This window comes from Cytobacillus oceanisediminis, assembly GCF_004366035.1.
Taxonomy (GTDB): Bacteria; Bacillota; Bacilli; order Bacillales; family Cytobacillaceae; genus Cytobacillus; species Cytobacillus oceanisediminis_C.
The window spans coordinates 35,304-61,809 of the sequence record NZ_SOEE01000015.1; the positions used below are offsets into that span (position 1 = coordinate 35,304).

The window sequence follows — 26,506 nt, forward strand, 5'->3', positions numbered from 1 at the left end:
GGTTTTACCCTTATTGCTCAAACAGCAGCGAATGTGCCAATAATATCCCCAGCAGCCTCCGCCATTTAAGGCGGAGCGCCCAGGGATTTAGGAATTTTATATTAAATTATTCTTTCGTAACTACCTGCTCTTCGTTTTGCGTTTCCGGAGCGATTGTTAATGATTCAGCCTGCTGAACATCATCTTCATCTTCCATGTCGCGCATTTCAATTTCTTTTTCATCGCCAGAAAGGATCTTAACATCCATACCTAAACTTTGAAGTTCTTTGATTAGTACCTTGAATGACTCCGGTACGCCAGGTTCAGGAACATTTTCGCCTTTGACGATTGATTCATAAGTCTTAACACGTCCAACGACGTCATCGGACTTAACCGTTAAGATTTCCTGAAGTGTATAGGCAGCACCATATGCTTCAAGTGCCCAAACCTCCATCTCACCGAAACGCTGTCCGCCGAACTGAGCTTTACCGCCCAATGGCTGCTGCGTAACAAGAGAGTAAGGTCCTGTTGAACGGGCATGGAGCTTGTCATCTACCATGTGCGCCAGTTTGATCATATACATGACACCTACTGATACACGGTTGTCAAACGGCTCGCCTGAACGTCCATCATAAAGGACAGTCTTTGCATCACGTGCCATCCCTGCTTCTTCGATCGTTGCCCACACATCTTCCTCGCGTGCACCATCGAATACAGGAGATGCTACGTGAATGCCTAGTGCTCTGGCAGCCATACCAAGGTGAAGCTCAAGCACCTGTCCGATGTTCATACGCGATGGAACCCCAAGAGGGTTTAACATGATGTCTACTGGAGTGCCATCCGGCAGGTAAGGCATGTCTTCTTCCGGTAAAATACGGGAGATAACACCTTTGTTACCGTGGCGTCCGGCCATCTTGTCACCTTCAGAGATTTTACGCTTCTGAACGATATATACACGCACAAGCTGGTTAACACCTGGAGGAAGTTCATCTCCATCTTCCCTGTTAAACACTTTAACATCGAGTACGATACCGCCTCCGCCGTGTGGGACGCGAAGGGAAGTATCACGGACTTCACGTGCTTTTTCACCAAAGATAGCGTGCAATAGCCTTTCTTCAGCTGTCAGTTCAGTTACCCCTTTAGGAGTTACTTTACCAACAAGAAGGTCGCCGTCTTTTACTTCCGCACCTGTGCGGATAATTCCGCGTTCGTCCAGATTGCGCAGTGCATCTTCCCCAACGTTAGGGATATCTCTTGTGATCTCTTCAGGTCCAAGCTTTGTATCGCGTGATTCTGATTCATATTCTTCAATGTGGATAGATGTATAAACATCATCTTTTACAAGGCGCTCACTCATAATGATCGCATCCTCGTAGTTATATCCATCCCATGTCATGAACGCGACAAGTACGTTGCGTCCAAGCGCTAATTCACCAAGTTCCATGGAAGGTCCGTCAGCAAGGATTTCCCCTTTAGTTACACGGTTGCCTACAGCAACGATTGGGCGCTGGTTGTAGCAAGTTCCCTGGTTGGAACGGATGAATTTAAGCATTCTGTATTTATCAAGATCGCCTTTCACTTCCTGGCCATCCACATTTTGAATGCGGCGAACCCAAACTTCGCGCGCTTCTACATGCTCAACAATTCCCTCATGCTTACAGATAACTGCAGCACCTGAGTCTTTACCAGATACATATTCCATACCAGTACCAACTCTTGGCGCTTCCGGCTGCATCAAAGGCACAGCCTGACGCTGCATGTTCGCTCCCATAAGGGCACGGTTGGAGTCATCGTTTTCCAGGAATGGAATACATGCTGTCGCAGCAGAAACTACCTGCTTAGGCGATACATCCATGTAGTCGACACGGTCGCGTTTCACAACTGTGTTTTCACCTTTGAAACGGGCAACTACTTCTTCGTCAAGGAATGAACCGTCGTCACCAAGAAGCGCATTCGCCTGGGCCACTACATAGTTATCCTCTTCATCAGCTGTCAGATAGTCGATGCGGGATGTAACTTTTCCGGTTTCAGGGTCAATTCGGCGATATGGTGTTTCAATAAATCCGAAACGGTTTACCTTCGCAAATGAAGATAAGGAGTTAATCAAACCGATGTTTGGTCCCTCCGGCGTTTCAATCGGACACATACGGCCATAGTGAGAGTAGTGAACATCACGTACTTCGAAGCCGGCACGTTCACGTGTCAGACCGCCTGGTCCTAACGCAGAAAGACGGCGTTTATGTGTCAGTTCAGCAAGCGGATTTGTCTGGTCCATGAACTGGGACAACTGAGAGCTTCCAAAGAACTCTTTAATTGACGCAATAACAGGACGGATATTAATCAGCTGCTGAGGTGTAATAGTATTTGTATCCTGGATGGACATTCTCTCGCGGACCACACGCTCCATACGGGAAAGACCGATACGGAACTGGTTCTGCAATAGTTCTCCGACTGAACGCAGACGCCTGTTTCCAAGATGGTCAATATCATCTGTATCTCCTACAGCATGCAGAAGGTTAAAGAAATAACTGATTGATGCAATGATGTCAGAAGGTGAAATGTTTTTCACTGCTTCTTCAACGTAGGCATTGCCGATTACATTGATGACTTTTTCGCCATCTTCATTAGGCGAATAAATCTTAATAGACTGAAGCAATACTTCATCATCTACTACTCCGCCTAAAAGGCTTACGGTTTTAAAGCCGATATCCTTCTCCAGGTTAGGAAGAATTCTGTCTAATGTGCGGCGGTCAAGCGTAACGCCTTTTTCCGCAATGATCTCCCCAGTCTCTGGATCCACAAGCGTTTCAGCCAATTTTTGACCGAACAGGCGATTTTTAATATGAAGCTTCTTATTGATCTTATAGCGTCCAACATTCGCCAGGTCATAGCGCTTTGGATCGAAAAATCTTGAGACAAGCAAGCTTTTCGCATTTTCAACCGTTGGCGGTTCGCCCGGACGAAGACGCTCATAAATTTCAAGTAGCGCTTTGTCTGTACTTTCAGTATTATCTTTTTCAAGAGTGTTGCGAATGTACTCGTTGTCTCCAATCAAATCGATGATCTCTTGATCAGAGCCGAACCCAAGTGCACGCAAAAGAACCGTAACGGGCAGTTTCCGAGTACGATCTATTCTGACGTATACGACGTCCTTGGCATCTGTTTCATACTCAAGCCAAGCGCCGCGGTTCGGGATTACGGTTGCTGTAAAGCCTTTTTTCCCGTTTTTATCAAGCTTTCCACTGAAATATACGCTCGGTGAACGTACTAACTGGGATACAATGACACGTTCCGCTCCGTTAATAACGAACGTACCTGTCTCTGTCATAAGCGGGAAGTCACCCATAAAGACATCCTGGTCTTTAACTTCGCCTGTTTCTTTGTTTACAAGACGCACTTTCACACGTAAAGGTGCAGAATATGTAACATCTCGTTCTTTCGATTCCTCAACGGAATATTTTGGTTCGCCAAGGCTGTAATCAATAAATTCAAGCGACAAATTACCAGTAAAGTCTTCAATCGGAGAAATATCATGGAACATTTCTCGTAAACCCTCATCAAGAAACCATTGATAAGAAGAGGTTTGGATTTCGATTAGATTTGGTAATTCTAAAACTTCACTGATTCGTGCGTAACTTCTACGTTGGCGGTGTCGTCCATACTGAACTAGTTGACCTGTCAACTGATTCACCCCTCAAATCAAGCGTTATTGTTGCTAATAGCAATTTATATCACCTTATAAGAAAAGCTAAAGAGCGCCTGCCTATCGGCAACAAGCATAAGACCCTGAACCGATGGCGCAAAAAGCCGCCAGCGAACTGGCTTAGAAGCCGGACTTTTCCCAAAAAAGTACAGGGACGCAAGCCAAACCTCCATTCTTATAAGACAAAAAGAAAAAGGGTTTTCACTTCAAAAACCACATTTTCACAATACGACTATTATTTTGTTAGCTTTCCCATTAAAACCAAATTTATACAACTATTAGATAAATTTAGTTATAAATAGAAATATAATATGTTGGCATTTTACAATACTATCATAGCAAAAAAGTCAAGTCAATCTTTTTTTGCTCTTAAAATGAAATAGCCTTTTTTCTTTTCTGCCGTCTCCACTTCGCCGAATAACTCTGTCAGTTTATCAATGGCCGATGGTGCACCCTGCTTCTTCTGGATAACAACCCATAGCTCACCTCCAGAAACCAGCGAGTTAAAACTTTGTTCAAAAATATCATGAACAACCTTTTTCCCGGCGCGGATCGGCGGGTTTGTCAGAATGGCCGCAAACTTATTGCCTTTTGTACTTTCAAGGCGGTCACTTTCATAGATTTGCACATTTTTAATGCCGTTCAATTCAGCATTTTCTTTCGCAAGTCCAAGTGCCCTCTCATTTACATCAACCATATGAACTGTCCGTGCAGGCATCAGCTTTGCTGCAGTCAGCCCGATGGGCCCGTATCCGCAGCCGACATCAAGAATGTTGCCTTTTGCTTCCGGCTCTTCAAAAGTCTCAATTAATAATCTTGAACCAAAATCCACTTCACCCTTTGAAAAAACACCATTATCTGTTTTAAAGCGGAATGGATACTCCTTTAGAGTATAACTCCAGGTTTTAGGGCTGCTTTCAACTTTTTGCGTTTGGGAATAGTAGTGTTCAGACATGAAATCACCTCCAGGGAGAATATATAAGAAGAAAATAGGAGAATCACAATTAAGTGGTTTCGAAGGAATTATATAGGATTGCCCACCAAAAAGCAAAAAGGTTGCCGAAAAGCGGAAGCGCCTTGTCCTCCCCCGGCACCTCAAGGGACAGGGGCTCCTCCTAAACGCTATGCTTTTAGTCATGCGATGATAAAGCCGACGAACCGTTCCTTGTTTAGTAGACAGTTCCCACAGAACAAAATTATACATTTTACAGCAAAACAAAAAGCCCGCTTAAACAGCGGACTTTTCATAAATGTTATTACTTAACTTCAACGCCAGCTCCAACTTCTTCAAGCTTAGCTTTAACTTCTTCAGCTTCTTCTTTAGAAACGCCTTCTTTAAGAGCTTTTGGAGTGTTGTCAACAAGTTCTTTTGCTTCTTTAAGTCCAAGACCTGTGATTTCACGTACCACTTTGATAACTTTGATTTTTTGGTCGCCTGCAGAAGCAAGAACAACGTCAAATTCAGTTTTCTCAGCAGCAGCGTCTCCACCAGCAGCTCCGCCCATTACAGCTACAGGAGCAGCAGCAGTTACACCAAATTCTTCTTCGATAGCTTTTACTAAGTCGTTAAGTTCTAAAACAGTCATATTTTTAACTGCTTCAATGATTTGTTCTTTAGTCATGATTATGTTTCCTCCTTATTTTTGGTTTGAATCTATTAGGTTAACGCTAAAATCAACTTACGCGCCTTGTTCTTCTTTTTGATCTGCAACAGCTTTTGCAGCAAGAGCAAGATTGCGGATAGGTGCTTGAAGTACGCTGAGTAGCATAGAAAGCAAGCCTTCGCGTGATGGTAGTTCAGCAAGAGCTTTGATATCTTCTACTGAAGCGACGTTTCCTTCGATTACACCTGCTTTAATTTCAAGTGCTTCGTGCTTTTTCGCGAAATCATTAAGGATTTTCGCTGGAGCAACTACATCTTCTGTGCTGAACGCGATTGCGTTAGGTCCAGTTAAAGCTTCGTTTAAACCCGAAAGTTCAGCAGCTTCAGCAGCACGGCGAGTCATTGAATTCTTGTATACTTTGAATTCTACGCCAGCTTCACGAAGCTGTTTACGAAGTTCAGTAACTTCAGCAACAGTAAGACCACGGTAGTCAACAACAACTGTTGATAAACTTGATTTAAGCTTATCAGCAATTTCTTCTACGATTTGTTTCTTTTGTTCGATAACGCTGCTCATCCTTACACCTCCTGTAGAATTTCTACATTCATACCGTCCCAATAAAAAACCTCCATGACTTTGCAGACATGGAGGAAGTATACAATAGCAAGAAAAAGCAATTCTATCGTAATACCTCGGCAGGAAATTAAGCAATTAGGCACCTGCTGTCTACGGCACAAATGTTATTATATTTTAACAACAAAATACATATTACAGCATGTATTTTAGAATGTCAATTGTTATTATTTTACTGCAACAGATGAAGGATCTACTTTTACGCCAGGTCCCATAGTAGAAGTAACAGAAACGTTCTTCATGTAAGTTCCTTTAGCAGCAGCAGGCTTCACTTTCATCATTGTATCGAAAATAGTGTTGAAGTTTTCAACAAGCTTTTCGTCTTCGAAAGATACTTTACCGATTGGCACGTGGATGTTACCAGCTTTGTCAACACGGTATTCAACTTTACCTGCTTTGATTTCGTTAACTGCTTTTTGAACGTCAAAAGTAACTGTACCAGTCTTAGGGTTCGGCATTAAGCCTTTAGGTCCTAATACGCGGCCAAGTTTACCAACTTCACCCATCATGTCAGGTGTAGCAACGATTACATCAAAGTCGAACCAGCCTTGGCTGATTTTGTTGATGTATTCAGAATCACCTACGAAATCTGCTCCAGCAGCTTCTGCTTCTTTCGCTTTTTCACCCTTAGCGAAAACAAGAACGCGCTGAGTTTTACCAGTTCCGTTTGGAAGAACAACCGCTCCACGGATTTGCTGGTCAGCTTTCTTAGGGTCAACTCCAAGACGGAATGCTACCTCAACAGTTGCATCAAATTTCGCAAAATTAGTTTTCTTCGCAAGTTCAATCGCCTCAGCAATTGGGTAAGCCTTTGAAGAATCAACAAGCTTCGCAGCTTCTGCGTACTTCTTACCTTTTTTAGCCATTTTTATTTCCTCCTTGATTGTGGTTTTAGCGGAATAACCTCCCACGAGTAAAAGCGGAGGCGCCTCGGTCAAAGGCGCCTGCTCTAGACAGAACAAAGGTTGCGAGTGAAACAAAATTCAGCGTCGCAACCTCATCCCTAAATCTGCTTCATGCATGGATTAGTCTTCGATAACGATACCCATGCTGCGTGCAGTACCTTCAACCATACGCATTGCAGCTTCTACACTTGCAGCGTTTAGATCGGGCATCTTTGTTTCAGCAATCTCGCGTACCTTGTCACGCTTGACTGTTGCTACTTTATTACGGTTTGGTTCACCAGAACCAGACTCGATTCCAGCCGCCTTCTTAAGAAGAACTGCAGCAGGAGGAGTTTTCGTAATAAATGTAAATGAACGGTCTTCAAAAACCGTGATTTCAACAGGAATGATTAAGCCAGCTTGTTCAGCTGTGCGAGCGTTAAATTCCTTACAGAATCCCATGATGTTAACACCTGCTTGACCTAGTGCCGGTCCTACTGGTGGTGCAGGGTTTGCTTTACCTGCAGGGATTTGCAGCTTTACAAGTTTGATTACTTTTTTAGCCACGAGACACACCTCCTTAAAGTCCGTGATGTGGTAATAGGGAAAATTCCCTCCCACTCAACTTATAGTCTTTATATTAAGATAAAGAACTTTTAACAATTGTCCAGTCTCTTTGTCCGAGACATACTGACCTTTGAAATATTATCACTTTTCAAAGGCAATTTCAAGTTTTTTTACAAAGATATATAAAAGTACTTTCAGCAGGCTGCTTCTTACAGTTTTTCAATTTGTGAAAAATCAAGCTCAACCGGAGTGTCACGGCCAAACATGTTAACAAGCACTTTAATCTTCGCCTTATCTTTATCAATATCTTCAATGGTACCTGTGAAGTTCGCAAATGGACCTTCTTTCACCTGAACTGTTTCACCGATCTCAAAGTTAATATCAAAGCGGGCTTCTTCAACACCCATGTGCTTAAGAATGTTCGTAACTTCTTCCGGCAATAGCGGGGTCGGCTTTGAGCCAGAACCTGCTGAACCTACGAATCCAGTTACACCCGGAGTATTTCTTACTACATACCAGGAATCATCCGTCATCACGATTTCCACTAGTACATAACCAGGGAAGACTTTGCGCTTCACTACTTTTTTCTTGCCGTTTTTCAATTCTGTTTCTTCTTCTTCCGGAACTACCACGCGGAAGATCTTATCTTGCATACCCATTGATTCAACACGCTTCTCCAGATTGGCTTTGACTTTATTTTCATAGCCGGAGTACGTATGAACAACATACCAATTCTTTTCCATTTATGAGGACTTGTTCGTCCTTCCCTCCCTGTATTCAACAATTTATATTTTTGACCAAATTAAAAAACCCGTTTCCGGGCTTTGCAAATGTTTCCTGTGTTATTCTCCATTATACCATGGAAACTCAGGGGTTATTCAAGAATTAAACGAATCAATTCAGAAATTCCCAGGTCAATCACTGCAAAAAACAGAGCGAAGAACGTAACTGTAGCAAGAACGGTAACAGTATAGTTTGTCAGCTCTTTGCGTTTAGGCCAGCTGACCTTTCTCATTTCCCGGCCAACTTCACGGAAAAAATTCACGATGCGCTGCATTTCGTAACCCCCAACTTTCAAGAGATATATCCTTTAACAAGAAGCGAAAGCGGCTTCAAAATCAAACCAATCTTCCAGTCTGCATAAAACGCTCAGGCTTCAGACTATTAAAAGAGCAAACTTCTTATCTATATAATCACTTTGTTTCTTTATGGATCGTATGAGCGCTGCATGTGCTGCAGAACTTCTTCAGCTCCAGCCTTGCAGAATCATTTTTGCCCGCAGTGGAATAATTTCTGGAACCACATACAGAGCAAGCCAAAATTACCTTTTTAGTCATATTTCCACCTACTAAGTCACATTACGCCCTTAAAACTTTAACACGCACCCCAAAACATGTCAATAACTGCAAAAAAAGCAAGGTGTTGGGAAATTCTGTCTACAGGGAAAATTCACGCACTTCCAAATATCTTTCCAGCTTTCTTTTCACCCGCTGCAGGGCGTTGTCAATTGATTTAACATGGCGGTTCAGTTCTTCGGAAATTTCCTGATAGGACTGCCCATCCAAGTAAAGGGCAAGCACCTTTCGTTCAAGGTCACTCAGAAGCTCTGACATTTTCACTTCAATGTGATCAAATTCTTCCTGGTTGATAATCAGCTCTTCAGGGTCCATAACCTTCGCCCCAGATATTACATCCATAAGCGTCCTGTCCGATTCCTCATCATAAATGGGCTTGTCCAAAGACACATAAGAGTTTAGCGGAATATGCTTTTGGCGGGTCGCTGTCTTGATGGCGGTTATGATTTGCCTGGTGATGCACAGCTCGGCAAACGCTTTAAATGAAGACAGCTTGTCCTCTTTAAAATCGCGGATCGCCTTGTATAAGCCGATCATTCCCTCTTGTACAATATCCTCTTTATCTGCGCCAATCAAAAAATAGGATCTTGCTTTTGCCCGGACAAAATTGCGGTACTTATGAATCAGATAATCAAGAGCCTCACTCTCGCCCTTATGCACGAGCTCAACTATTTCTTCGTCCTCAAGCTGGATAAAGTCTATAAGATTTTCGTCGATTGTCTTGAAGTCAGCACTCACTAGGATCCCCCCGACCGTACAAGCATGGTTAGAAATATTATACAGCACGGTTTTTTCAAGCGTCAACCGCTCATTGTCCTCCTCTGCGCCATTTTTCAAAAATTTCTGCCACTTCATCACTGAGAGGTATCTTGGATACAGGCTTTTTCTGCTGAATTTTTTTTACTTTTTTTTCAATGCTGTTTTCAATCAAATTCATTTCATTGAGAAGCTCCCTTGCTGATTTTCTTAGGGCTCCCTGGCCAAATATGACCCATTGCTCTGTGAAATCGGAGGTTGCCACATGAATTTGGGTTTTAATATTGCTGAGATCGATAGCCATTTTTTCAATGCGTTCATCGGCCGTTTCATTATTTCTTGTAAAAATAACTTCGACCTTAGAATCCTTAAACTTTTTTTCCGTGCCCTTTACATAATGGGCATCAAACACGACAATCACTTTGTACCCGGAATATCCCTGGTACTCGGCCATTTTTTCAATCAGGCGGTCTCTGGCTGACGATAAATCCTTGTTTTTGAGCTCCCTGAGTTCTGGCCAAGCACCAATTATGTTGTATCCGTCAACAAGAAGGATGTCCATTTCTATCCCTCAAGCGGGTGCCGTTTCCGATAAACCTCATACATGAGCAGCGCAGCAGCAACTGATGCGTTAAGGGAAGTAACGTGTCCAGCCATGGGCAGGTTAATGAGAAAATCACATTTATCGCGAATCAGTCGGCCCATCCCTTTCCCTTCGCTTCCAATTACAAGACCTAACGGCATCGTTCCATCCATCTGACGGAAGTCTTGTTTCCCTTTTGCATCGGTACCGGCTATCCAAACGCCTCTTTCTTTTAATTCATCAATGGTTCTGGCCATATTCGTAACCCGGACAACCGGGATATACTCGATCGCTCCTGTGGAGGCTTTAGCTACAGTTGCCGTGAGCCCGACCGCTCTTCTCTTCGGAATAATGATCCCATGTGCTCCGACTGCATCTGCCGTTCTCATGATGGACCCGAGATTATGCGGATCTTCTATCTCATCCAGCAGTAAAAAGAAAGCTGCTTCGTTTTTCTTTTCTGCAGCAGCAAACAAATCATCGATTTCTGCATATTGATAAGCAGCAACCTGTGCGATGACACCCTGATGATTACCCTCTGCCATCCCATCTATTTTTTTCTTGGGAACGAACTGGACCAATACCCCGGCGGACTTCGCCAAACCGATTACCTGCTGCATCTGCCCGCTTTGCGAACCTTCTGCAATAAAAATCTTATTAATATCCCTCTCTGACTTTAATGCTTCAATAACGGGATTCTTCCCAATGATAAAATCCTGGCTCATTTTGCCGCTCCTCCTTTCCTGTTCTCAACTAAATGTATGGATTCCAGAATCAGCTCTTCCATCCGCTCCTGTCTTTTCGACAAAAACAAATAGCCGATCAGAGATTCAAAAGCTGTGCTGTACCTGTATGTTTGGACATCTGTATTTTTCGGCACCGAACCGGACTTTGCATTTCGCCCCCTGCGGACTACTGCCAGTTCTTCCTCGGTCAGCCGTTCAGAGTCCATTAATTCATGAATGATTATGGACTGGGCCTTTGCAGAAACATATCGGGTTGCCTCCTTATGGAGAAAATGAGGCCGAACCCGTCCATTTTGAAGGAGATGGTGGCGTATATAGGTTTCAAATACCGCATCTCCCATATACGCCAAGGCAAGACTATTCAATTGTTTTTCATCTATTTTGTTTTCATAGTGAAGCATTGCTTAGCCTCTTTTCCATCTGATTCCCTGCGGTGTATCTTCAAGGATAATATTCATTTCTTTCAGCTGATCGCGGATTTTGTCTGCCAGATCGAAATTACGATCTTTTCTGGCCTGCTGCCTCTGCTCAATCAGCTGTTCAATTTCTTCATCCAGAAGGACAGCATTTGTTTCTTCAAGAGAAAGACCCAATACATCAAACAGCGTTTCAAATTTTTTCGTAAAAGCATCGATCACTTCAACAGCTGTGTTTTTCTCCATCAGATAATAATTCGCAAGCTTAGACAGTTCGAACAAAATAGATACGGCATTGGCTGTATTGAAATCATCATCCATATCTTGAATGAACTGTTCATGAAGAGCGGTTATTTTATCCAGCCACTCCTGGTTATTATCAGTCAGGTTCACACTTGCTTCTTTGCGGTGCTGCAAATTATGATAAGACGTTTTAATGCGCTCCAGCCCTGTGCGGGTATTTTCCAGAAGCTCATCACTGTAGTTAATCGGATGTCTGTAATGTACGGACAGCATGAAAAATCTTAGAACCTGCGGGTCATGCTTTTGGATAATGTCATGAACCAGGACGAAATTCCCCAGTGATTTAGACATTTTTTCGTTGTCGATATTAATATAGCCATTGTGCATCCAATAGCGGGCAAACGTTTTGCCTGTCAATGCTTCCGACTGGGCGATCTCATTTTCATGATGCGGGAAAGCCAGATCCTGTCCGCCGGCATGAATATCAATCGTGTCCCCGAGGTATTTCTTTGCCATAGCCGAGCATTCAATATGCCACCCCGGCCTTCCTTGCCCCCAAGGGCTCTCCCACGCGATTTCCCCTTCCTTCGCTGTTTTCCATAGAACAAAGTCAAGAGAATCCTGTTTCTTTTCGCCGACGGCAATGCGGGCACCGACCCTCAGCTCATCAATCGACTGATGGGACAGCTTACCGTACTCATCGAACTTACGGGTATGGTAATAAACATCCCCTTCTGATTCATACGCGAAGCCTTTATCAATCAATGTCTGGATAAACTCAATAATGATATCAATGCTTTCTGTCACTCTCGGGTGGACATCAGCCTTTCTGCAGCCCAGTGCAAAAACGTCTTCGAAGTAGGCATTAATGAATCGTTCCGCGATATTCGGAACATCCGTTCCCAGTTCATTAGCTACGCGGATCAGCTTATCATCCACATCAGTAAAATTGGAGACATAATGAACATCGAAGCCGCGGAATTCAAGATATCTGCGCACTGTGTCAAATACAATCGGCGGGCGTGCATTCCCTATATGGATATAGTTATAAACGGTAGGACCGCACACATACATTTTCACTTTTCCCTCTTCTAGGGGAATAAAATCTTCTTTTTGACGAGTAAGTGTATTATAGATTTGAATGGCCATGAATCTGGCTCCTTTCTTTCCTCAGCGTTTCGACTTCGCCTTTTAATTCCTGCAGCTCCTTCTCCAGTTCCTTAAACCGGTCTGCAATTGGATCGGGAAGATCACAATGATTTAAATCCTTATTAATTTTCACTCCATCCCTGACTTTCACTCTTCCAGGAATGCCGACTACAGTTGAATTGGGCGGAACCTCATGAAGGACAACAGATCCTGCACCTATCTTAGAATTCTCCCCAATTGTAATGGAACCCAAAACCTTCGCACCTGTTGCGATCAGCGCGTTGTCCTTAATAGTAGGATGCCGCTTGCCTTTTTCCTTTCCGGTTCCCCCAAGTGTCACACCCTGGAAAACCGTTACATTATCACCGATTTCACAAGTTTCCCCGATGACAACCCCCATGCCATGGTCGATAAAAAAGCGTCTGCCGATCTTTGCTCCCGGGTGAATTTCAATTCCTGTGAAAAAGCGGCTGACCTGGGAAACAACTCTTGCAAGAAAATAAAACTTCCTTTTAAAAAGCGCGTGGGCCATGCGATGCGACCAGACAGCATGCAATCCTGAGTAAGTTAATACTACTTCCAAATAACTTCTTGCTGCCGGATCCTGTTCAAATACCACTTCGATATCTTCCTTCATTCTTGCAAACATTGTTCATTTCCCCTCCTGACATAGGTCTCGATCTCTATTTTTATTTTTCTAAAGCTTTTCCCCTAAAATATTTCTCTGCCCATAAAAGCAGGTTTTAAAATATAAAAAAGCGCCTCTGCCACAATCGGACAGAGACGCTTTATGCGCGGTTCCACTCTGTTTAGGCTTCATAAGCCTCAACTTTAACTTGTTAACGGATAAGTTTCCGCTCAAATCTAATAGGAAGCCGGGGCATCCGTTCAAATTGAGGCTCTGAGGTGCATTTCAGAAAAAGGAGAGGCTTAAACCACTTTCAGCCGGTGATGGTTCTCTCTAAAAAGCATCTTTTTCCTTACTTTTCCTCTTCAACACTTTTCGATATAGAATAATTTACTTAATACTATATTACATTTTCTCCAAGATGTTAACCAATAATGCTCATTAATCGAGTTTTTACTTTTTCTTTTCCTAAAAGCTCGATGGCCTGCGGCAGATCCGGCCCATGGGTTTGGCCAGTAGTAGCCGAACGGATTGGCATGAACAGTTTCTTGCCCTTGTGCCCTGTTGATTTTTGCACAGCCTTCATGGCCGCTTTAATTTCATCCGCTTTGAACTCTGCCATATTGTCAATTTCCTGCAGGAAAGCAGACAGCACTTCAGGAACCTGCTCTTCAGCCAGAACTTCCTTCGCTTCTTCATCAATTGTCATTTCTTCTGTAAAGAACAGTTCTGAAAGCTCAGCAATTTGAGCGCCAAAGCTCATTTTTTCCTGGTAAAGAGTGATTAGGCTTCTAACCCAATCTTCATTTTCCTGCTGCCAGTTTTCACTGATCTTCCCTGCCTTTACCAGGTGAGGGGCTGAAATGGCCACAAGACGGTCCTGATCAAGCTTTTTCATGTACTGGTTATTCATCCATTCAAGCTTCTGCTTATCGAAAAGGGCAGGAGATTTTGATAATCTGCTTTCATCAAAAATATCAATGAATTCTTCTTTGGAGAAAATTTCTTCCTCGCCTGCAGGAGACCAGCCAAGCAAAGCAATAAAGTTAAAGAGCGCTTCCGGCAGGTAGCCGAGCTCTTCATACTGTTCAATGAACTGGATAATCGTCTCGTCCCGCTTGCTCAGTTTTTTGCGGCTTTCATTGACAATCAGAGTCATATGGCCAAACGTCGGAATGTCCCAGCCTAATGCTTCGTATATCATCTGCTGCTTAGGCGTATTGGAGATATGGTCATCTCCGCGCAGGACATGAGAAATTTTCATAAGGTGGTCATCCACTGCTACGGCAAAGTTATAAGTAGGAGTGCCATCCTTTTTGACAATGACAAAATCGCCAAAGCCTTCAGATTCGAATGACACTTCGCCTTTTACCATGTCATTGAATGTCAATTCCCTGCCTTTTGGCACTAAGAAGCGGATGCTTGGCTTTCTGCCTTCTGCTTCCAGTGCAGCTTTTTCATCCTCTGTCAGATGACGGCATTTTCCTGAGTAAGCAGGAGTATCGCCTTTTGCAGATTGAGCTTCACGCTCTGCCTCCAGCTCCTCTTCCGTACAATAGCATTTATAGGCATGGCCTTTGTCGAGCAATTCCTTGTAGTATGTTTCATAGATATGATTTCTCTCAGATTGGCGGTAAGGGCCAAATTCGCCTTCATGGTCGATGCTCTCGTCCCAATCCATGCCAAGCCATTTTAAATAGTGAAGCTGACTTTCTTCGCCGCCTTCAATATTCCGTTTCTTATCTGTATCCTCAATGCGGATGATGAATTTCCCGCCTTTGCTTCTTGCAAATAAATAGTTAAAAAGCGCCGTTCTTGCATTTCCGATATGCAAATGTCCAGTCGGACTCGGAGCATAGCGGACGCGGATTTCATTTGACATACTAACTGCCTCCTTAAAATCTTAACGATAAAGTGAAACTCAATCAGTGGGATATGCCGCTGACACAAACGATAGGACTCTTATTTGCTCATTTAGTCACCTTTCCCGCCACTGATTGCTAGTTGAACCATTCGGGCCTTTACGGGCAGTTTAACTCCCGCGTATCTCCCTTGGAATCTTCTGAGCCCAAAAACGGGAATCTTACTGCCCGTTAGACTGCAATAAGCTATATTTTAACACTCAGGTTTTTCTTCTGAAAGGTAATTTTACTGGCTCCCTTTCTTTTTCAGCAAAACAGCGGCCTGGGAGGCAATTCCCTCTCCCCGCCCTGTAAATCCAAGCTTTTCTGTAGTTGTTGCTTTCACATTAATATTTTCTTTCTCGGTCTCCAGAAGCTCTGCAATCCGCTCCTGCATTTTCCCGATATGAGGAGCCATTTTCGGCTTCTGGGCAATGATGGTGCAGTCTGCATTGACCAGCTCATACCCTTTTTCTTTTACGATTCCCCACACATACTCGAGCAGCTTCGCAGAATCGGCATCCTTGAATTCAGGATCGGTATCAGGAAAATGCCGCCCAATATCTCCTTCTCCAATTGCCCCAAGGCAGGCATCGGCCACTGTATGCAGCAGGACATCTGCATCTGAATGCCCCAGCAGTCCTTTCTCATATGGTATTTCAATACCCCCGATAATCAGCGGGCGTCCTTCCGCAAACTGATGAACATCAAAACCTTGTCCAATCCGAAACATGATACAATCTCCTTTACATATGACTTCTTTTCTTTATAATTGCTTCCGCAAAGTAAATATCTTCTGGTGTAGTCAGCTTAATATTATCGTAACTTCCTTCAACAATCACCACTTCATTGCCTAACCGCTCCACGAGGCTGGCATCATCCGTTCCCAGGAAGCCGTCTTCCTCGGCCTTGCGGTGTGCCTCAAGCAGGGAAGAAACACGAAAGGCCTGTGGAGTTTGAACAGCCCACAGGCAGGAACGTTCAAGAGTTTCTGTAATTAAATTCCCGTCAGCTTTTTTAACAGTATCCTTCAGCGGTACTGCAAGAACAGCAGCTCCTTTTTCCCAGGCTGCTTTCACCAGCGGCTGCAGTAAATCCCGGGTAATAAAAGGGCGGGCAGCGTCATGAACCAGCACTACTTCCTCACCCGAAGCCGCCTTTGCCGCATTATAGACACTATGCTGCCTTTCCTTCCCGCCTTCTGCCATGGCAGCCACTTTCGTAATCTGATGCTCTTTTAACAGAATGCGTATTTCTTCCTCATCCTGAGGATTGATTGCCAGATAAATGCCCGTACACTCCGGGTCACTTTCAAAAACTCTTAACGTATGTATAAACACTGGGACATTCCCGATTTCCAGGAGAAGCTTATTCTTTCCGGCTCCCATTCTTTTCCCCTGCCCGGCCGCCGGGAGAATCACTTGATAATTCATATTATGGCTCCTATCTCCTAAGAAAAGCGCAAGCACCTTGCTCACGAAGGAACGCAGACTAAGAACGCCACGTCCTGTAGCAACGTCTGCATGAACCCTATCCTGGGGGCCTCAAGTTCAAGATGAGCCTTTCGAAAAGGCATCCTTTGCCTTTTTGGGAGGATCGGCTTGTGACCTCGAGGGGGTAGGCGCTGGAGCTTAACAATTCTATAAGATCAATGTATTTCTTACCTTCTTAAAAAAGCAGGAAAAAGGCAGGGAAAGCAATCTCCCTGCACATTCTGTCCTACTTTCTATTATACATTATAAAGCTTTTTCCAGAAGCTTAGGTTTTGCAAAGATCATTCGTCCAGCTGATGTCTGCAGAACACTTGTGACAAGAACATCGATATGTTTGCCAATATAATTTCTTCCTTCTTCCACCACAATCATCGTGCCGTCGTCCAGATAAGCAATCCCCTGATTCTGTTCCTTGCCGTCCTTAATAACCTGTACCTTCATTTCTTCGCCTGGAAGCACAACCGGTTTGACGGCATTTGCCAGGTCATTAATATTGAGGACCGCCACTTTTTGCAGTTCACAAACCTTGTTTAAGTTAAAATCATTGGTCACAACAACGCCATTCGTTAGCTTAGCCAGCTTTACGAGCTTGCTGTCCACCTCTTGGATTTCTTCAAAATCCCCTTCATAGATTTCCACATTAATCGAAAGCTCTTTTTGGATTCGATTCAGAATATCCAGACCCCGTCTGCCGCGGTTGCGCTTTAATACATCTGAAGAATCAGCAATGTGCTGAAGCTCTTCGAGTACAAACTGAGGAATGACAATCGTACCTTCCAGAAAGCCAGTCTGACAGATATCAGCAATGCGGCCATCGATAATAACGCTGGTATCAAGGATCTTGAGTGAGTTTTTAGCTACAGCTTCAGGTTCGGGGTCTTCTTCACTGCTCTTCTTTTTCTTGCTTGAAATTAAACTTAAAAGCTCATCCCGCTTTTTAAAGCCAACCTGAAATCCGAGATAGCCGAACAGGAGCGTCAGCACAATCGGAGCAACGGTATTCAGAATCGGGACCTCAATCGCATTTAGTGCATATCCGATTAAAAAGGCAATGACTAATCCAAAAACCAGGCCGACACTTCCAAAAATAATATCTGTTATAGGTACTTTTACCAGTGATTCTTCTGCCCATCTCACGAAGTTGACGACATGATCAACCGCCCAAAAAGTTAAAAGATAAAAAATAATAGCACCTAAAATGGCGGACACATATGGATTATTTAAAAGAGGAATGTCATCTAAACTGATTAATTTTAATAAGTCAGGAATCAAAAATATACCCAGCGTTACCCCGATAATAAGGAAGCATGCCTGTACAATACGTTTTAACATTCCTTCACCTCCTTTTAATCATTATAAACAAATTCACAAAATTGAAACCCTGAATCCGGGGGATTTTCAATTTTTCCCTAATAATTATTTCACGATAGTAAAGAAACGTCTTTATACTGCTTAAATTTTTACTTTTACACACTTTAAGGGTAGCACCATTGGCAATAAACTGTCAAATAATTAACTTATCATTTTAGCATAACTAATTACATAGTTCAATGGTCTCTTTATAGCTGACGGTCCGCAAAAACCTGCTCTTTTATGAGCTTAAGTCCTTCTTTAATTTTCCTGGCCCTTACCTCACCGATTCCTTCTACCTCATCGAGCTCCTCAACTGTCGCCGTGATGATATTCGGAAATTCTTCAAACCGATTAATCAGATTATCGATAATAATCGGCGGAAGGCGGGGAACTTTATTCAGCATCCGGTAGCCGCGGGGGCATTTGAATTCTTCTGTATGAATATACCCGTTGTAGCCAAGAAGCTTAAGAATGACAGAGTCTTCGAGCATTTCTCCTTTTGATAGCTCCTGAAGCTTAACAATTGCATTCCTTGAGTCGATGTCCCTGGATTGAGCATAGTCTTTTATAATCCATTCTGCTTCTCGTTCAAGCTCCATCAGCAGCTCATTCATTTGGAGCCGAATCAGCCTTCCTTCAGTACCCAGTTCGCTTAAGTAGGTGAGCAGCTCATTTTTAATGCGCAAAACCATTTCAATATTATGAAAAACATGCAGGATGTCACTATATGTAACAAGCTCTTCAAATTCCAGGATGCTAAGGTTGCCGATGCTCTGTTCAAGAACGACCTTATACTTTTCAAGAGTCTGCACGGCTACATTCGCCTTTGTTAAAATGACGCCAATATCACGCAGCGCATAGCGTGAATGCCCTTTATAAAGGGTAATGACATTGCGTCTCTGGGAAATGGCAATCACTAATGCGCCTGTTTGCCGGGCAACCCGCTCAGCCGTCCGGTGCCGCATGCCCGTTTCGGTAGAAGGCACACCAGGATCGGGAGCCAGCTGCGCATTAGCAATTAGAATCTTGTTCCCTTCTTCATTTAAAATAATAGCTCCATCCATCTTGGCCAGCTCATACAAATAGCTTGGCGAAAATGGGCAATTAATTTGGAACCCGCCATCAACAAGGTTACTCAACTTATCCTTTGAACCCAATACAATCAGCCCGCCTGTATTGGCGCGAAGAACATTATCAATTCCTTCCCTGATAGGCGTACCCGGAGCCATGAACCGAAGGATTTCACTCATCGTTTTTTCGCCCATTTTTTTAGTCTCCATCTTTATCCCCCTAACGCGGCCTTTAGCGCTTCACCGACTGAACTTACTCCGATTAGTTCAATTCCTCCCGGTGCGCTCCAGCCGCCAAGATTGTTCGCCGGCAGGATAACCCGCTCAAAACCCAGCTTGGCCGCCTCCTGCACTCTTTGTTCTATTCTTGATACTCTCCTGACCTCTCCTGTGAGCCCTACTTCTCCAATGATGCAATCTGTTGCCTTTGTTGGCTTATCCCGAAAGCTTGACGCAATGCTCACAGCAATGGCCAAATCAATTGCCGGTTCATCAAGCTTTACTCCGCCAGCGACTTTTAAGTAAGCATCCTGATTTTGCAGAAGCATCCCGACCCGTTTTTCCAAAACCGCCATCAGAAGCGGAACCCGGTTATGATCAATTCCTGTCGCCATTCGTCTTGGATTTCCAAAGCTTGTCGGGGAAATCAGCGCCTGAATTTCAACCAGGACTGGCCTCGTTCCTTCCATCGAAGCAACGACTGTTGAACCTGCAGCTCCCTGTGACCGCTCTTCCAGGAAAATTTCTGACGGATTAGCCACTTCCTCAAGCCCAAATTCCTTCATTTCAAAAATGCCCATCTCGTTTGTTGAGCCAAATCTGTTTTTCACCGCCCGCAGGATCCGGTATGTATGATGGCGTTCACCCTCAAAGTACAAAACCGTATCAACCATATGCTCCAATAGTCTTGGACCGGCAATGGACCCTTCCTTTGTAACATGCCCCACGATAAAAATGGCAATTCCCTTCGTTTTGCCGATGCGCATTAGCTCAGCGGTACATTCCCGCACCTGAGAAACACTGCCAGGAGCCGATGTCACTTCGGGGTGAAAGATCGTCTGAATAGAGTCTATAATGACAAAGTCAGGACTCACTGAATCAATCGTTCTGCTTATTTCATCAAGGCTGGTTTCCGAGTAAACAAGCAGACTGTCTGAAGAAACACCTAAGCGGTCAGCACGCAGTTTCGTCTGACGCATGGATTCTTCCCCTGATATATAAAGAACAGAATGCTTCCTGTTCGCCAGCTGTGATGACACTTGAAGAAGAAGCGTTGATTTCCCGATGCCCGGATCTCCCCCGATAAGAACAAGGGAGCCTCTAACAATTCCTCCCCCAAGGACACGGTTTAATTCTATTAAATCGGTATATATGCGTGGTTCACTGACTGTTTCAATGGATGTAATCGGTGTAGCTTTCGCCGCAATGGCCGAGCCCTGCGAATGAGCAAAAGCGCCTCTTCTCGTTGAAGCAGGCTTCTCCACCTCTTCCACCATCGTATTCCATTGGCCGCACCCCGGACATTTCCCCATCCATTTCGGCGATTCATAGCCGCATTCCTGGCACATGAATTTCGTTTTTCTTTTAGCCATACTTCTTCCCCTCTCTGTACACATTCATCCAGCCGCATTAAAGGAAATCTTAATATTACCGGCCTTGCATGAAAGAACCAGTGATGGCAGAAGTATGGTTTACTTCCTATTCCCTTTTCTAACGGGTCTTAAAATGTTTTTGTCCTGATATCTTTTTCTCTCTTAAAATTAACATAAACCGGAAGAATAAACCTCTTTTAAGGCTGTAATGAAAAAATGGGCTGAAAGAGTGCAAAAAGGTACACGTATAACAGGGACGTGTACCTTTTTGCTGTGTAACATCTATTGATGCTATTATTGGGGTTCATTAACCTTATTTCTGAAGATTTGCTGTCCCGCTTGGTTCAGCCGTTTTCACTACAAATTCTCCATCTTTCACATCGATTACCACGCTTTGCCCGGTTAGGACCGTTCCTCTTAACAGCTCTTCGGATAAGCGGTCTTCGATATGCTTCTGAATAGCCCGGCGGAGCGGACGTGCACCGTACTCAGGATCATAACCCTCAACGGAGATTTTTTCTTTGGCTGCATCCGTCAATTCCAGTGTAATATCCTGTTCCTTCAATCGTTTCGTTAAAGTGTCAGACATCAGCGTAACGATTTCCTGAAGATGCTTTTTCTCCAATGCATGGAAAACGATGATTTCATCGATACGGTTCAGGAATTCCGGTCGGAAGGACTTCTTCATCTCCTCCATTACTTTTCCTTTCATATCTTTGTAATCCTGTTCCCCATCCTGGATGTTAAAGCCAACGTATTTGTTCCGCTTAAGTGCTTCAGCACCAACATTGGATGTCATAATCAGAACGGTATTGCGGAAATCAACGGTTCTGCCCTTAGAGTCTGTTAATCTTCCGTCTTCCAATACCTGTAAAAGGATGTTGAATACATCAGGATGCGCTTTTTCAATTTCATCCAGCAGCACAACAGAATATGGCTTTCTGCGGACTTTTTCGGTTAACTGCCCGCCTTCTTCATATCCTACATAGCCCGGAGGTGAACCTACCAGACGGGATGTCGAGTGTTTCTCCATGTATTCTGACATATCGATGCGGATCATCGCATCCTCGTCTCCGAACATTGCTTCTGCTAATGCACGCGCAAGCTCAGTTTTACCTACCCCAGTCGGCCCAAGGAATACAAATGAGCCAATCGGGCGCTTTGGATCTTTAAGGCCTGCACGGGCACGGCGGACAGCCTTCGAAATGGCTTTAACCGCTTCTTCCTGTCCGATTACACGGGAATGAAGAATTTCTTCCAGGTTCAGAAGCTTTTCTGTTTCTGTTTGGGCCAGCTTCGATACAGGGATTCCAGTCCAGCTGGCCACCACATTGGCGATGTCCTCAACCGTCACTTCACTGTTCTCTTTGCCCTGCTTTTCTTTCCATGTTTTCTTCGTTTCTTCAAGCTGTTCGCGCAGGCGCTGCTCTGTATCTCTTAAGGAAGCCGCCTTTTCAAATTCCTGGCTTTGAACGGCAGCATCTTTCTCTTTCCTTACATCCTCGAGTTTAACCTCCAGCTCTTTCAGGTTTGGAGGGGTAGTGTAAGAGCGAAGTCTTACCTTTGAACCTGCTTCGTCAATTAAATCAATCGCTTTATCCGGAAGGAAGCGGTCTGAGATGTAGCGGTCTGATAGTTTTACAGCCGCTTGAATGGCTGCATCCGTAATCGTCACGCGATGGTGTGCCTCATAACGGTCACGAAGACCTTCAAGAATCTGTACTGATTCTTCCGCTGTCGGCTCATCAACCGTAATAGGCTGGAATCTTCTTTCAAGTGCCGCATCCTTTTCAATGTATTTTCTGTATTCATCTAGAGTTGTTGCACCGATGCACTGAAGTTCACCGCGTGCCAGAGAAGGCTTTAAGATGTTGGAAGCATCTATCGCCCCTTCTGCTCCGCCTGCACCTATTAATGTATGAAGCTCGTCAATGAATAAAATAATGTTTCCGGCCTGCCTGATTTCATCCATTACCTTCTTCAGGCGGTCTTCAAATTCACCGCGATACTTCGTTCCAGCTACAACTGTACCCATATCAAGCGTCATTACCCTTTTATCACGAAGAGTCTCCGGCACTTCATTATTAATGATCTGCTGTGCCAGTCCTTCAGCAATGGCTGTTTTACCTACACCAGGTTCACCGATCAGAACCGGGTTGTTTTTCGTCCTGCGGCTTAATACTTCAATTACACGCTGAATTTCTTTGCTTCGTCCAATAACCGGATCCAGGCTTCCTTCTCTGGCAATAGCAGTCAAGTCACGTGCCAATCCATCCAGTGTCGGTGTGTTCGCATTGGCTGCGGATCCTCCCTGATGGCTGCCGGACTCATTGCTGCCTAATAGCTGAAGCACTTGCTGTCGCGCTTTATTGAGACTGACTCCAAGGTTATTCAAAACTCTCGCTGCCACGCCTTCCCCCTCACGGATCAGGCCAAGCAGGATATGCTCTGTTCCTACATAGGAATGGCCAAGCTTTCTTGCTTCGTCCATGGAAAGTTCAATGACTTTCTTGGCACGCGGTGTATAGTGAATGGTCTGGGAAGCATCCTGCCCCCTGCCGATTAAATTCTCAACCTCTTTTTGGATCTTATCAGAGCCGAGGCCTAAAGCATACAGAGCTTTTGCGGCAATGCCTTCACCTTCGCGTACAAGCCCCAGCAGAATATGCTCTGTTCCGATGTTGTTATGTCCTAAACGGATTGCTTCCTCCTGTGCTAATGCCAATACTTTTTGAGCTCTTTCCGTAAATCGTCCGAACATCATATTTTCATCCTCCCAACTCTTGATCTTCCATTTTTAATCTTTCCCTAATTAATGAAGCTCTGCGGATATCGCGTTCATGCGGTCTGAGCGGACCGCCTGCATATTGCTGCAGGAATCCGGGCTGTGTCAGGATCATCAGCTCATTCAATATATTTTTTGATATGTTTTCAATGTACTGCATATCAATCCCCAGGCGAACATCAGACAAGCATTGTGCTGCTTCCTTTGATTCAATGATCCGGCTATTTGATAAAATGCCATAAGAGCGGAAGACTCTGTCTTCTAATTGTATGTTAGAAGTCTTTGCTAATGCTTCCCTTGCCGATCTTTCCTGAGAAATCAGCTGACTGACAACGCTTTTCAGATCCTCTGCGATATCCTCTTCTGATTTTCCGAGAGTGATCTGATTTGAAACTTGAAAGATGTTACCTAAAGCTTCGCTGCCTTCCCCGTAAATTCCTCTAACAACTAAACCAAGCTGGTTAATTGCCGGAATAATCCGGTTCATTTGCTGTGTGAGAACGAGGCCCGGCAAATGCATCATAACCGATGCCCTGAGCCCTGTACCTACATTTGTGGGACAGCTTGTTAAAAAGCCGATATTTTCATCAAATGCATAATCGGCTTCTTCCTCCAGCCAATCATCAATTTCATTCGCCATACTTAAGGCTTCAGAAAGCTGAAACCCCGGAAACAGGCATTGAATCCTTATATGGTCTTCTTCATTAATCATGATGCTGACTTCTTCATTTTCAGAAAGAAGGCAGGCACCATGAGTTGAATTCTCAGCAAGATGGGGACTGATCAAATGCTTTTCCATCAGCACTCTTTTTTGAAGAGGCTGAAGGCGATCCATTAATAAAAGCTCCATTTCCCCTAGTTTTGAAAAAGAAGAATGCTCCACCCTCGCCTTTATTTTTTCAATGACTGCTTCTGCTTCTTCATTTGAAAATAAAGTGGGGAATTTATATTGCTTTATATTGCGGGCAAGCCTGATCCGTGAACTTAATACAATATCGGAATCAGGGCCTTCCGCACTCATCCAGGAGCTAATAGCTTGATTCATGAAACGTTCCAGCGACAAGCTTACTCCCCTCCCTTTTGATCGGCATTGAGCTGCTTTTCCAATTTCCTTATTTCGTCCCTCAATTCTGCCGCTCTTTCAAACTCTTCTTTAGCAATCATTTCTTTTAAATTAATTTTTAAATCATCAATATTCCTCCGCAGGTGAATGGTTCCCCCGATTCGCGCAGGGATTTTTCCGCTGTGTGAGGAATTTCCGCTGTGAAGCCTTCTAAGAATAGGGTTCAATTGATCTTTAAAAGTCTCATAGCAGTTGGCGCATCCAAAGCGGCCTACTTTAATAAACTGCTGAAAGGTGAGGGAGCATTGCTCACACTGCAGGACTTTCTCCTGCTGAAAAGGGTCCTGGCCCGATTCCTGAAAGGCAGGCTGAATATTCAGAAGGCCAGCAAGCAAGTTATTTATTGAAAAACCAGACCCGCTGCCCAGCATAAACAGTTCACCTTTTTCCTGTGCGCATTTCTCGCAAAGATGAAACTCTGCTTTCTCGCCATTTACAACCTTTGTAAAGTGCAGCGTGGCCGGCCTTTGGTTACATTCCTGACAAATCATGACGTCACCTCTCCAGCTCACTACTATTTATATTTCAAAGTGGTTAACATTGCCTTAAGCATTCTTGCCCTTAGCTCATCCCTGAATGGGAGATCAATATATAGGACAGAGCGGTCTATAACACTAAGCATTATTTTAGCTTCCCTATGTGTTATAATCTCTTCTTCTACCAGACGGTAAATGACATTCTCTGCACTGCTCTGGGCAATCCTGCTCTGCACCAATGAAATTAATTGGTCAACTAAATCAGCATGGTCATAGGACTGGACTTTCATAATCCGGATGAAGCCCCCGCCTCCCCGCTTACTTTCTACTGCATAGCCTTTCTCAATCGTGAAACGGGTGTTGATCACATAATTGATCTGAGAAGGAACACACTGGAACTTATCAGCAATTTCACTTCTTTTAATTTCCACGATTTCCCTTTCACTCTTCTCTAAAACCTGTTTAAGGTAATTTTCAATTATGTCGGATATATTCCTCACCAGGCCTCCCCCTATCTGACTTTGACTATATTTGACATTAATTATACATGATTTATGTAATTTCTTGCAAACGGCGGGTATTAATAATTTTCCCCCATTTTTTGACTTCCCAAACCTTAAAATGGAAGTTAATGTCGATAACAATATATTTTTGATTGGGCGGGTTTGTGCTTGGATGGAGAAGTTTTTTTGGAAGCTGGGAAGTGTGTTGGGTTTGATGACCAGATGAACAGGTGATCTGGTTAGCTGTCCTGACTTGATGTTCGGTGGGAATAGAGAGGTGGAATCCTGGAGAATGTCTGTCTGAACCTGCCGTGCAGTTAGTGATACTTTTATCTAGCATGAATTGAGTTTTATGTAACAATTTTTGATTTTATCTAACATGTTTTTGATGTAAACTCACATTTGTCACAATTCATCTTTGCTGAGAACGGAATTGACTCTTAAAACAGACGGTGGAATAAGGGGTGGCAAATATAACTCAATTCTGAGACATAAATGAATGAGTCAAAGCAGCGCATATTTGGGCCGAGGTGAAGCATAAATGGAAAAAGTGACGCATATGCTGGCCGGGGTGACACATATAGATATATTCCCTTAAAAGGGGAAGCCTGAATAACATATTAGGATTCAGGTAAATCATCCAAACATACAAAAAAGAGCACCCATCAGGTGCTCTTTCATATGCCCGGCAGCGTCCTACTCTCACAGGGGGACAGCCCCCAACTACCATCGGCGCTGAGAAGCTTAACTTCCGTGTTCGGTATGGGAACGGGTGTGACCTTCTCGCTATCGCCACCGGACTATTTGGTTGAAGAAACTTCGTTCCCTCAAAACTAGATAATGCATGAAGAAGCATATGCCGAGAATTCACCAATGTGGTTAAGTCCTCGATCGATTAGTATCAGTCAGCTCCACATGTCGCCACGCTTCCACCTCTGACCTATCAACCTGATCATCTTTCAGG

25 protein-coding genes, 2 rRNA genes and 2 other annotated features are annotated in these 26,506 nt (G+C 43.9%); all 27 genes read right to left on the reverse strand.

What is annotated here, in order from left to right:
* Window positions 1–106 precede the first annotated feature (106 nt).
* A complete protein-coding gene (rpoB, locus tag DFO72_RS25860) occupies window positions 107–3,661 on the reverse strand; it encodes a DNA-directed RNA polymerase subunit beta (protein WP_113885247.1) in 3,555 nt (1,184 codons plus the stop codon).
* 373 nt (window positions 3,662–4,034) lie between these two features.
* The gene (locus DFO72_RS25865; protein ID WP_113885248.1) at window positions 4,035–4,637 is read right to left on the reverse strand and encodes a class I SAM-dependent methyltransferase; all 603 of its coding nucleotides are present in this window, start codon (window positions 4,635–4,637) and stop codon (window positions 4,035–4,037) included.
* Window positions 4,638–4,938: 301 nt separating this feature from the next.
* Window positions 4,939–5,304, reverse strand: a complete 366-nt coding sequence (gene rplL / locus DFO72_RS25870) for a 50S ribosomal protein L7/L12 (protein ID WP_009336551.1) — start codon at window positions 5,302–5,304, stop codon at window positions 4,939–4,941.
* 57 nt (window positions 5,305–5,361) lie between these two features.
* Entirely contained in the window at window positions 5,362–5,862 is a 501-nt protein-coding gene (rplJ, locus tag DFO72_RS25875; RefSeq protein WP_009336549.1) for a 50S ribosomal protein L10, read from the reverse strand.
* A 34-nt stretch (window positions 5,863–5,896) separates the two neighbouring features.
* Window positions 5,897–6,036, reverse strand: a sequence feature (ribosomal protein L10 leader region).
* 50 nt (window positions 6,037–6,086) lie between these two features.
* Window positions 6,087–6,830, reverse strand: a complete 744-nt coding sequence (gene rplA / locus DFO72_RS25880; protein ID WP_319805559.1) for a 50S ribosomal protein L1 — start codon at window positions 6,828–6,830, stop codon at window positions 6,087–6,089.
* A 114-nt stretch (window positions 6,831–6,944) separates the two neighbouring features.
* Window positions 6,945–7,370, reverse strand: a complete 426-nt coding sequence (rplK, locus tag DFO72_RS25885) for a 50S ribosomal protein L11 (RefSeq protein ID WP_009336545.1) — start codon at window positions 7,368–7,370, stop codon at window positions 6,945–6,947.
* A 209-nt stretch (window positions 7,371–7,579) separates the two neighbouring features.
* Window positions 7,580–8,113, reverse strand: a complete 534-nt coding sequence (gene nusG, locus DFO72_RS25890; protein ID WP_009336543.1) for a transcription termination/antitermination protein NusG — start codon at window positions 8,111–8,113, stop codon at window positions 7,580–7,582.
* A 131-nt stretch (window positions 8,114–8,244) separates the two neighbouring features.
* Entirely contained in the window at window positions 8,245–8,427 is a 183-nt protein-coding gene (secE, locus tag DFO72_RS25895; protein ID WP_113885251.1) for a preprotein translocase subunit SecE, read from the reverse strand.
* Window positions 8,428–8,563: 136 nt separating this feature from the next.
* On the reverse strand, window positions 8,564–8,707 hold the full coding sequence (gene rpmG / locus DFO72_RS25900; protein ID WP_009336538.1) for a 50S ribosomal protein L33: 144 nt from the start codon (window positions 8,705–8,707) through the stop codon (window positions 8,564–8,566).
* A gap of 99 nt (window positions 8,708–8,806) precedes the next feature.
* Entirely contained in the window at window positions 8,807–9,463 is a 657-nt protein-coding gene (sigH, locus tag DFO72_RS25905) for an RNA polymerase sporulation sigma factor SigH (protein ID WP_009336536.1), read from the reverse strand.
* Between the two features lie 70 nt (window positions 9,464–9,533).
* Complete coding sequence (locus tag DFO72_RS25910) at window positions 9,534–10,043, reverse strand: NYN domain-containing protein (protein ID WP_113885252.1); 510 nt, start codon at window positions 10,041–10,043, stop codon at window positions 9,534–9,536.
* 2 nt (window positions 10,044–10,045) lie between these two features.
* A complete protein-coding gene (gene rlmB / locus DFO72_RS25915; RefSeq protein WP_009336532.1) occupies window positions 10,046–10,789 on the reverse strand; it encodes a 23S rRNA (guanosine(2251)-2'-O)-methyltransferase RlmB in 744 nt (247 codons plus the stop codon).
* Complete coding sequence (locus DFO72_RS25920) at window positions 10,786–11,211, reverse strand: Mini-ribonuclease 3 (RefSeq protein WP_113885253.1); 426 nt, start codon at window positions 11,209–11,211, stop codon at window positions 10,786–10,788. Before DFO72_RS25920 ends, rlmB begins: the two co-directional genes overlap by 4 nt.
* A gap of 3 nt (window positions 11,212–11,214) precedes the next feature.
* Window positions 11,215–12,618, reverse strand: a complete 1,404-nt coding sequence (gene cysS, locus DFO72_RS25925; RefSeq protein ID WP_113885254.1) for a cysteine--tRNA ligase — start codon at window positions 12,616–12,618, stop codon at window positions 11,215–11,217.
* Window positions 12,599–13,267 (reverse strand): serine O-acetyltransferase, encoded by a 669-nt coding sequence (cysE, locus tag DFO72_RS25930; RefSeq protein ID WP_113885255.1) that lies wholly within the window; start codon window positions 13,265–13,267, stop codon window positions 12,599–12,601. Before cysE ends, cysS begins: the two co-directional genes overlap by 20 nt.
* Window positions 13,268–13,394: 127 nt before the next feature.
* Window positions 13,395–13,624 (reverse strand) — a binding site (T-box leader).
* Between the two features lie 46 nt (window positions 13,625–13,670).
* A complete protein-coding gene (gltX, locus tag DFO72_RS25935) occupies window positions 13,671–15,128 on the reverse strand; it encodes a glutamate--tRNA ligase (protein WP_113885256.1) in 1,458 nt (485 codons plus the stop codon).
* A 266-nt stretch (window positions 15,129–15,394) separates the two neighbouring features.
* Window positions 15,395–15,880: a 2-C-methyl-D-erythritol 2,4-cyclodiphosphate synthase gene (gene ispF, locus DFO72_RS25940; RefSeq protein WP_113885257.1), complete on the reverse strand. Its 486-nt coding sequence runs from the start codon at window positions 15,878–15,880 to the stop codon at window positions 15,395–15,397.
* A gap of 13 nt (window positions 15,881–15,893) precedes the next feature.
* The gene (ispD, locus tag DFO72_RS25945; protein WP_113885258.1) at window positions 15,894–16,580 is read right to left on the reverse strand and encodes a 2-C-methyl-D-erythritol 4-phosphate cytidylyltransferase; all 687 of its coding nucleotides are present in this window, start codon (window positions 16,578–16,580) and stop codon (window positions 15,894–15,896) included.
* A 303-nt stretch (window positions 16,581–16,883) separates the two neighbouring features.
* Complete coding sequence (locus tag DFO72_RS25950) at window positions 16,884–17,972, reverse strand: PIN/TRAM domain-containing protein (RefSeq protein WP_113885259.1); 1,089 nt, start codon at window positions 17,970–17,972, stop codon at window positions 16,884–16,886.
* A gap of 227 nt (window positions 17,973–18,199) precedes the next feature.
* Window positions 18,200–19,273, reverse strand: a complete 1,074-nt coding sequence (disA, locus tag DFO72_RS25955; RefSeq protein WP_113885260.1) for a DNA integrity scanning diadenylate cyclase DisA — start codon at window positions 19,271–19,273, stop codon at window positions 18,200–18,202.
* Between the two features lie 2 nt (window positions 19,274–19,275).
* Entirely contained in the window at window positions 19,276–20,655 is a 1,380-nt protein-coding gene (gene radA / locus DFO72_RS25960) for a DNA repair protein RadA (RefSeq protein WP_113885261.1), read from the reverse strand.
* Between the two features lie 313 nt (window positions 20,656–20,968).
* Window positions 20,969–23,419 (reverse strand): ATP-dependent protease ATP-binding subunit ClpC, encoded by a 2,451-nt coding sequence (clpC, locus tag DFO72_RS25965; protein WP_113885262.1) that lies wholly within the window; start codon window positions 23,417–23,419, stop codon window positions 20,969–20,971.
* 4 nt (window positions 23,420–23,423) lie between these two features.
* On the reverse strand, window positions 23,424–24,503 hold the full coding sequence (locus tag DFO72_RS25970; protein ID WP_113885263.1) for a protein arginine kinase: 1,080 nt from the start codon (window positions 24,501–24,503) through the stop codon (window positions 23,424–23,426).
* Window positions 24,504–24,505: 2 nt separating this feature from the next.
* Window positions 24,506–25,054, reverse strand: coding sequence for a UvrB/UvrC motif-containing protein (locus DFO72_RS25975; protein WP_113885264.1), 549 nt, complete (start codon window positions 25,052–25,054; stop codon window positions 24,506–24,508).
* A gap of 23 nt (window positions 25,055–25,077) precedes the next feature.
* Window positions 25,078–25,539 (reverse strand): CtsR family transcriptional regulator, encoded by a 462-nt coding sequence (locus DFO72_RS25980; RefSeq protein WP_113885265.1) that lies wholly within the window; start codon window positions 25,537–25,539, stop codon window positions 25,078–25,080.
* 686 nt (window positions 25,540–26,225) lie between these two features.
* Window positions 26,226–26,342 (reverse strand): 5S ribosomal RNA (rrf, locus tag DFO72_RS25985).
* Between the two features lie 75 nt (window positions 26,343–26,417).
* Window positions 26,418–26,506 (reverse strand): 23S ribosomal RNA (locus tag DFO72_RS25990); the annotation flags it as partial.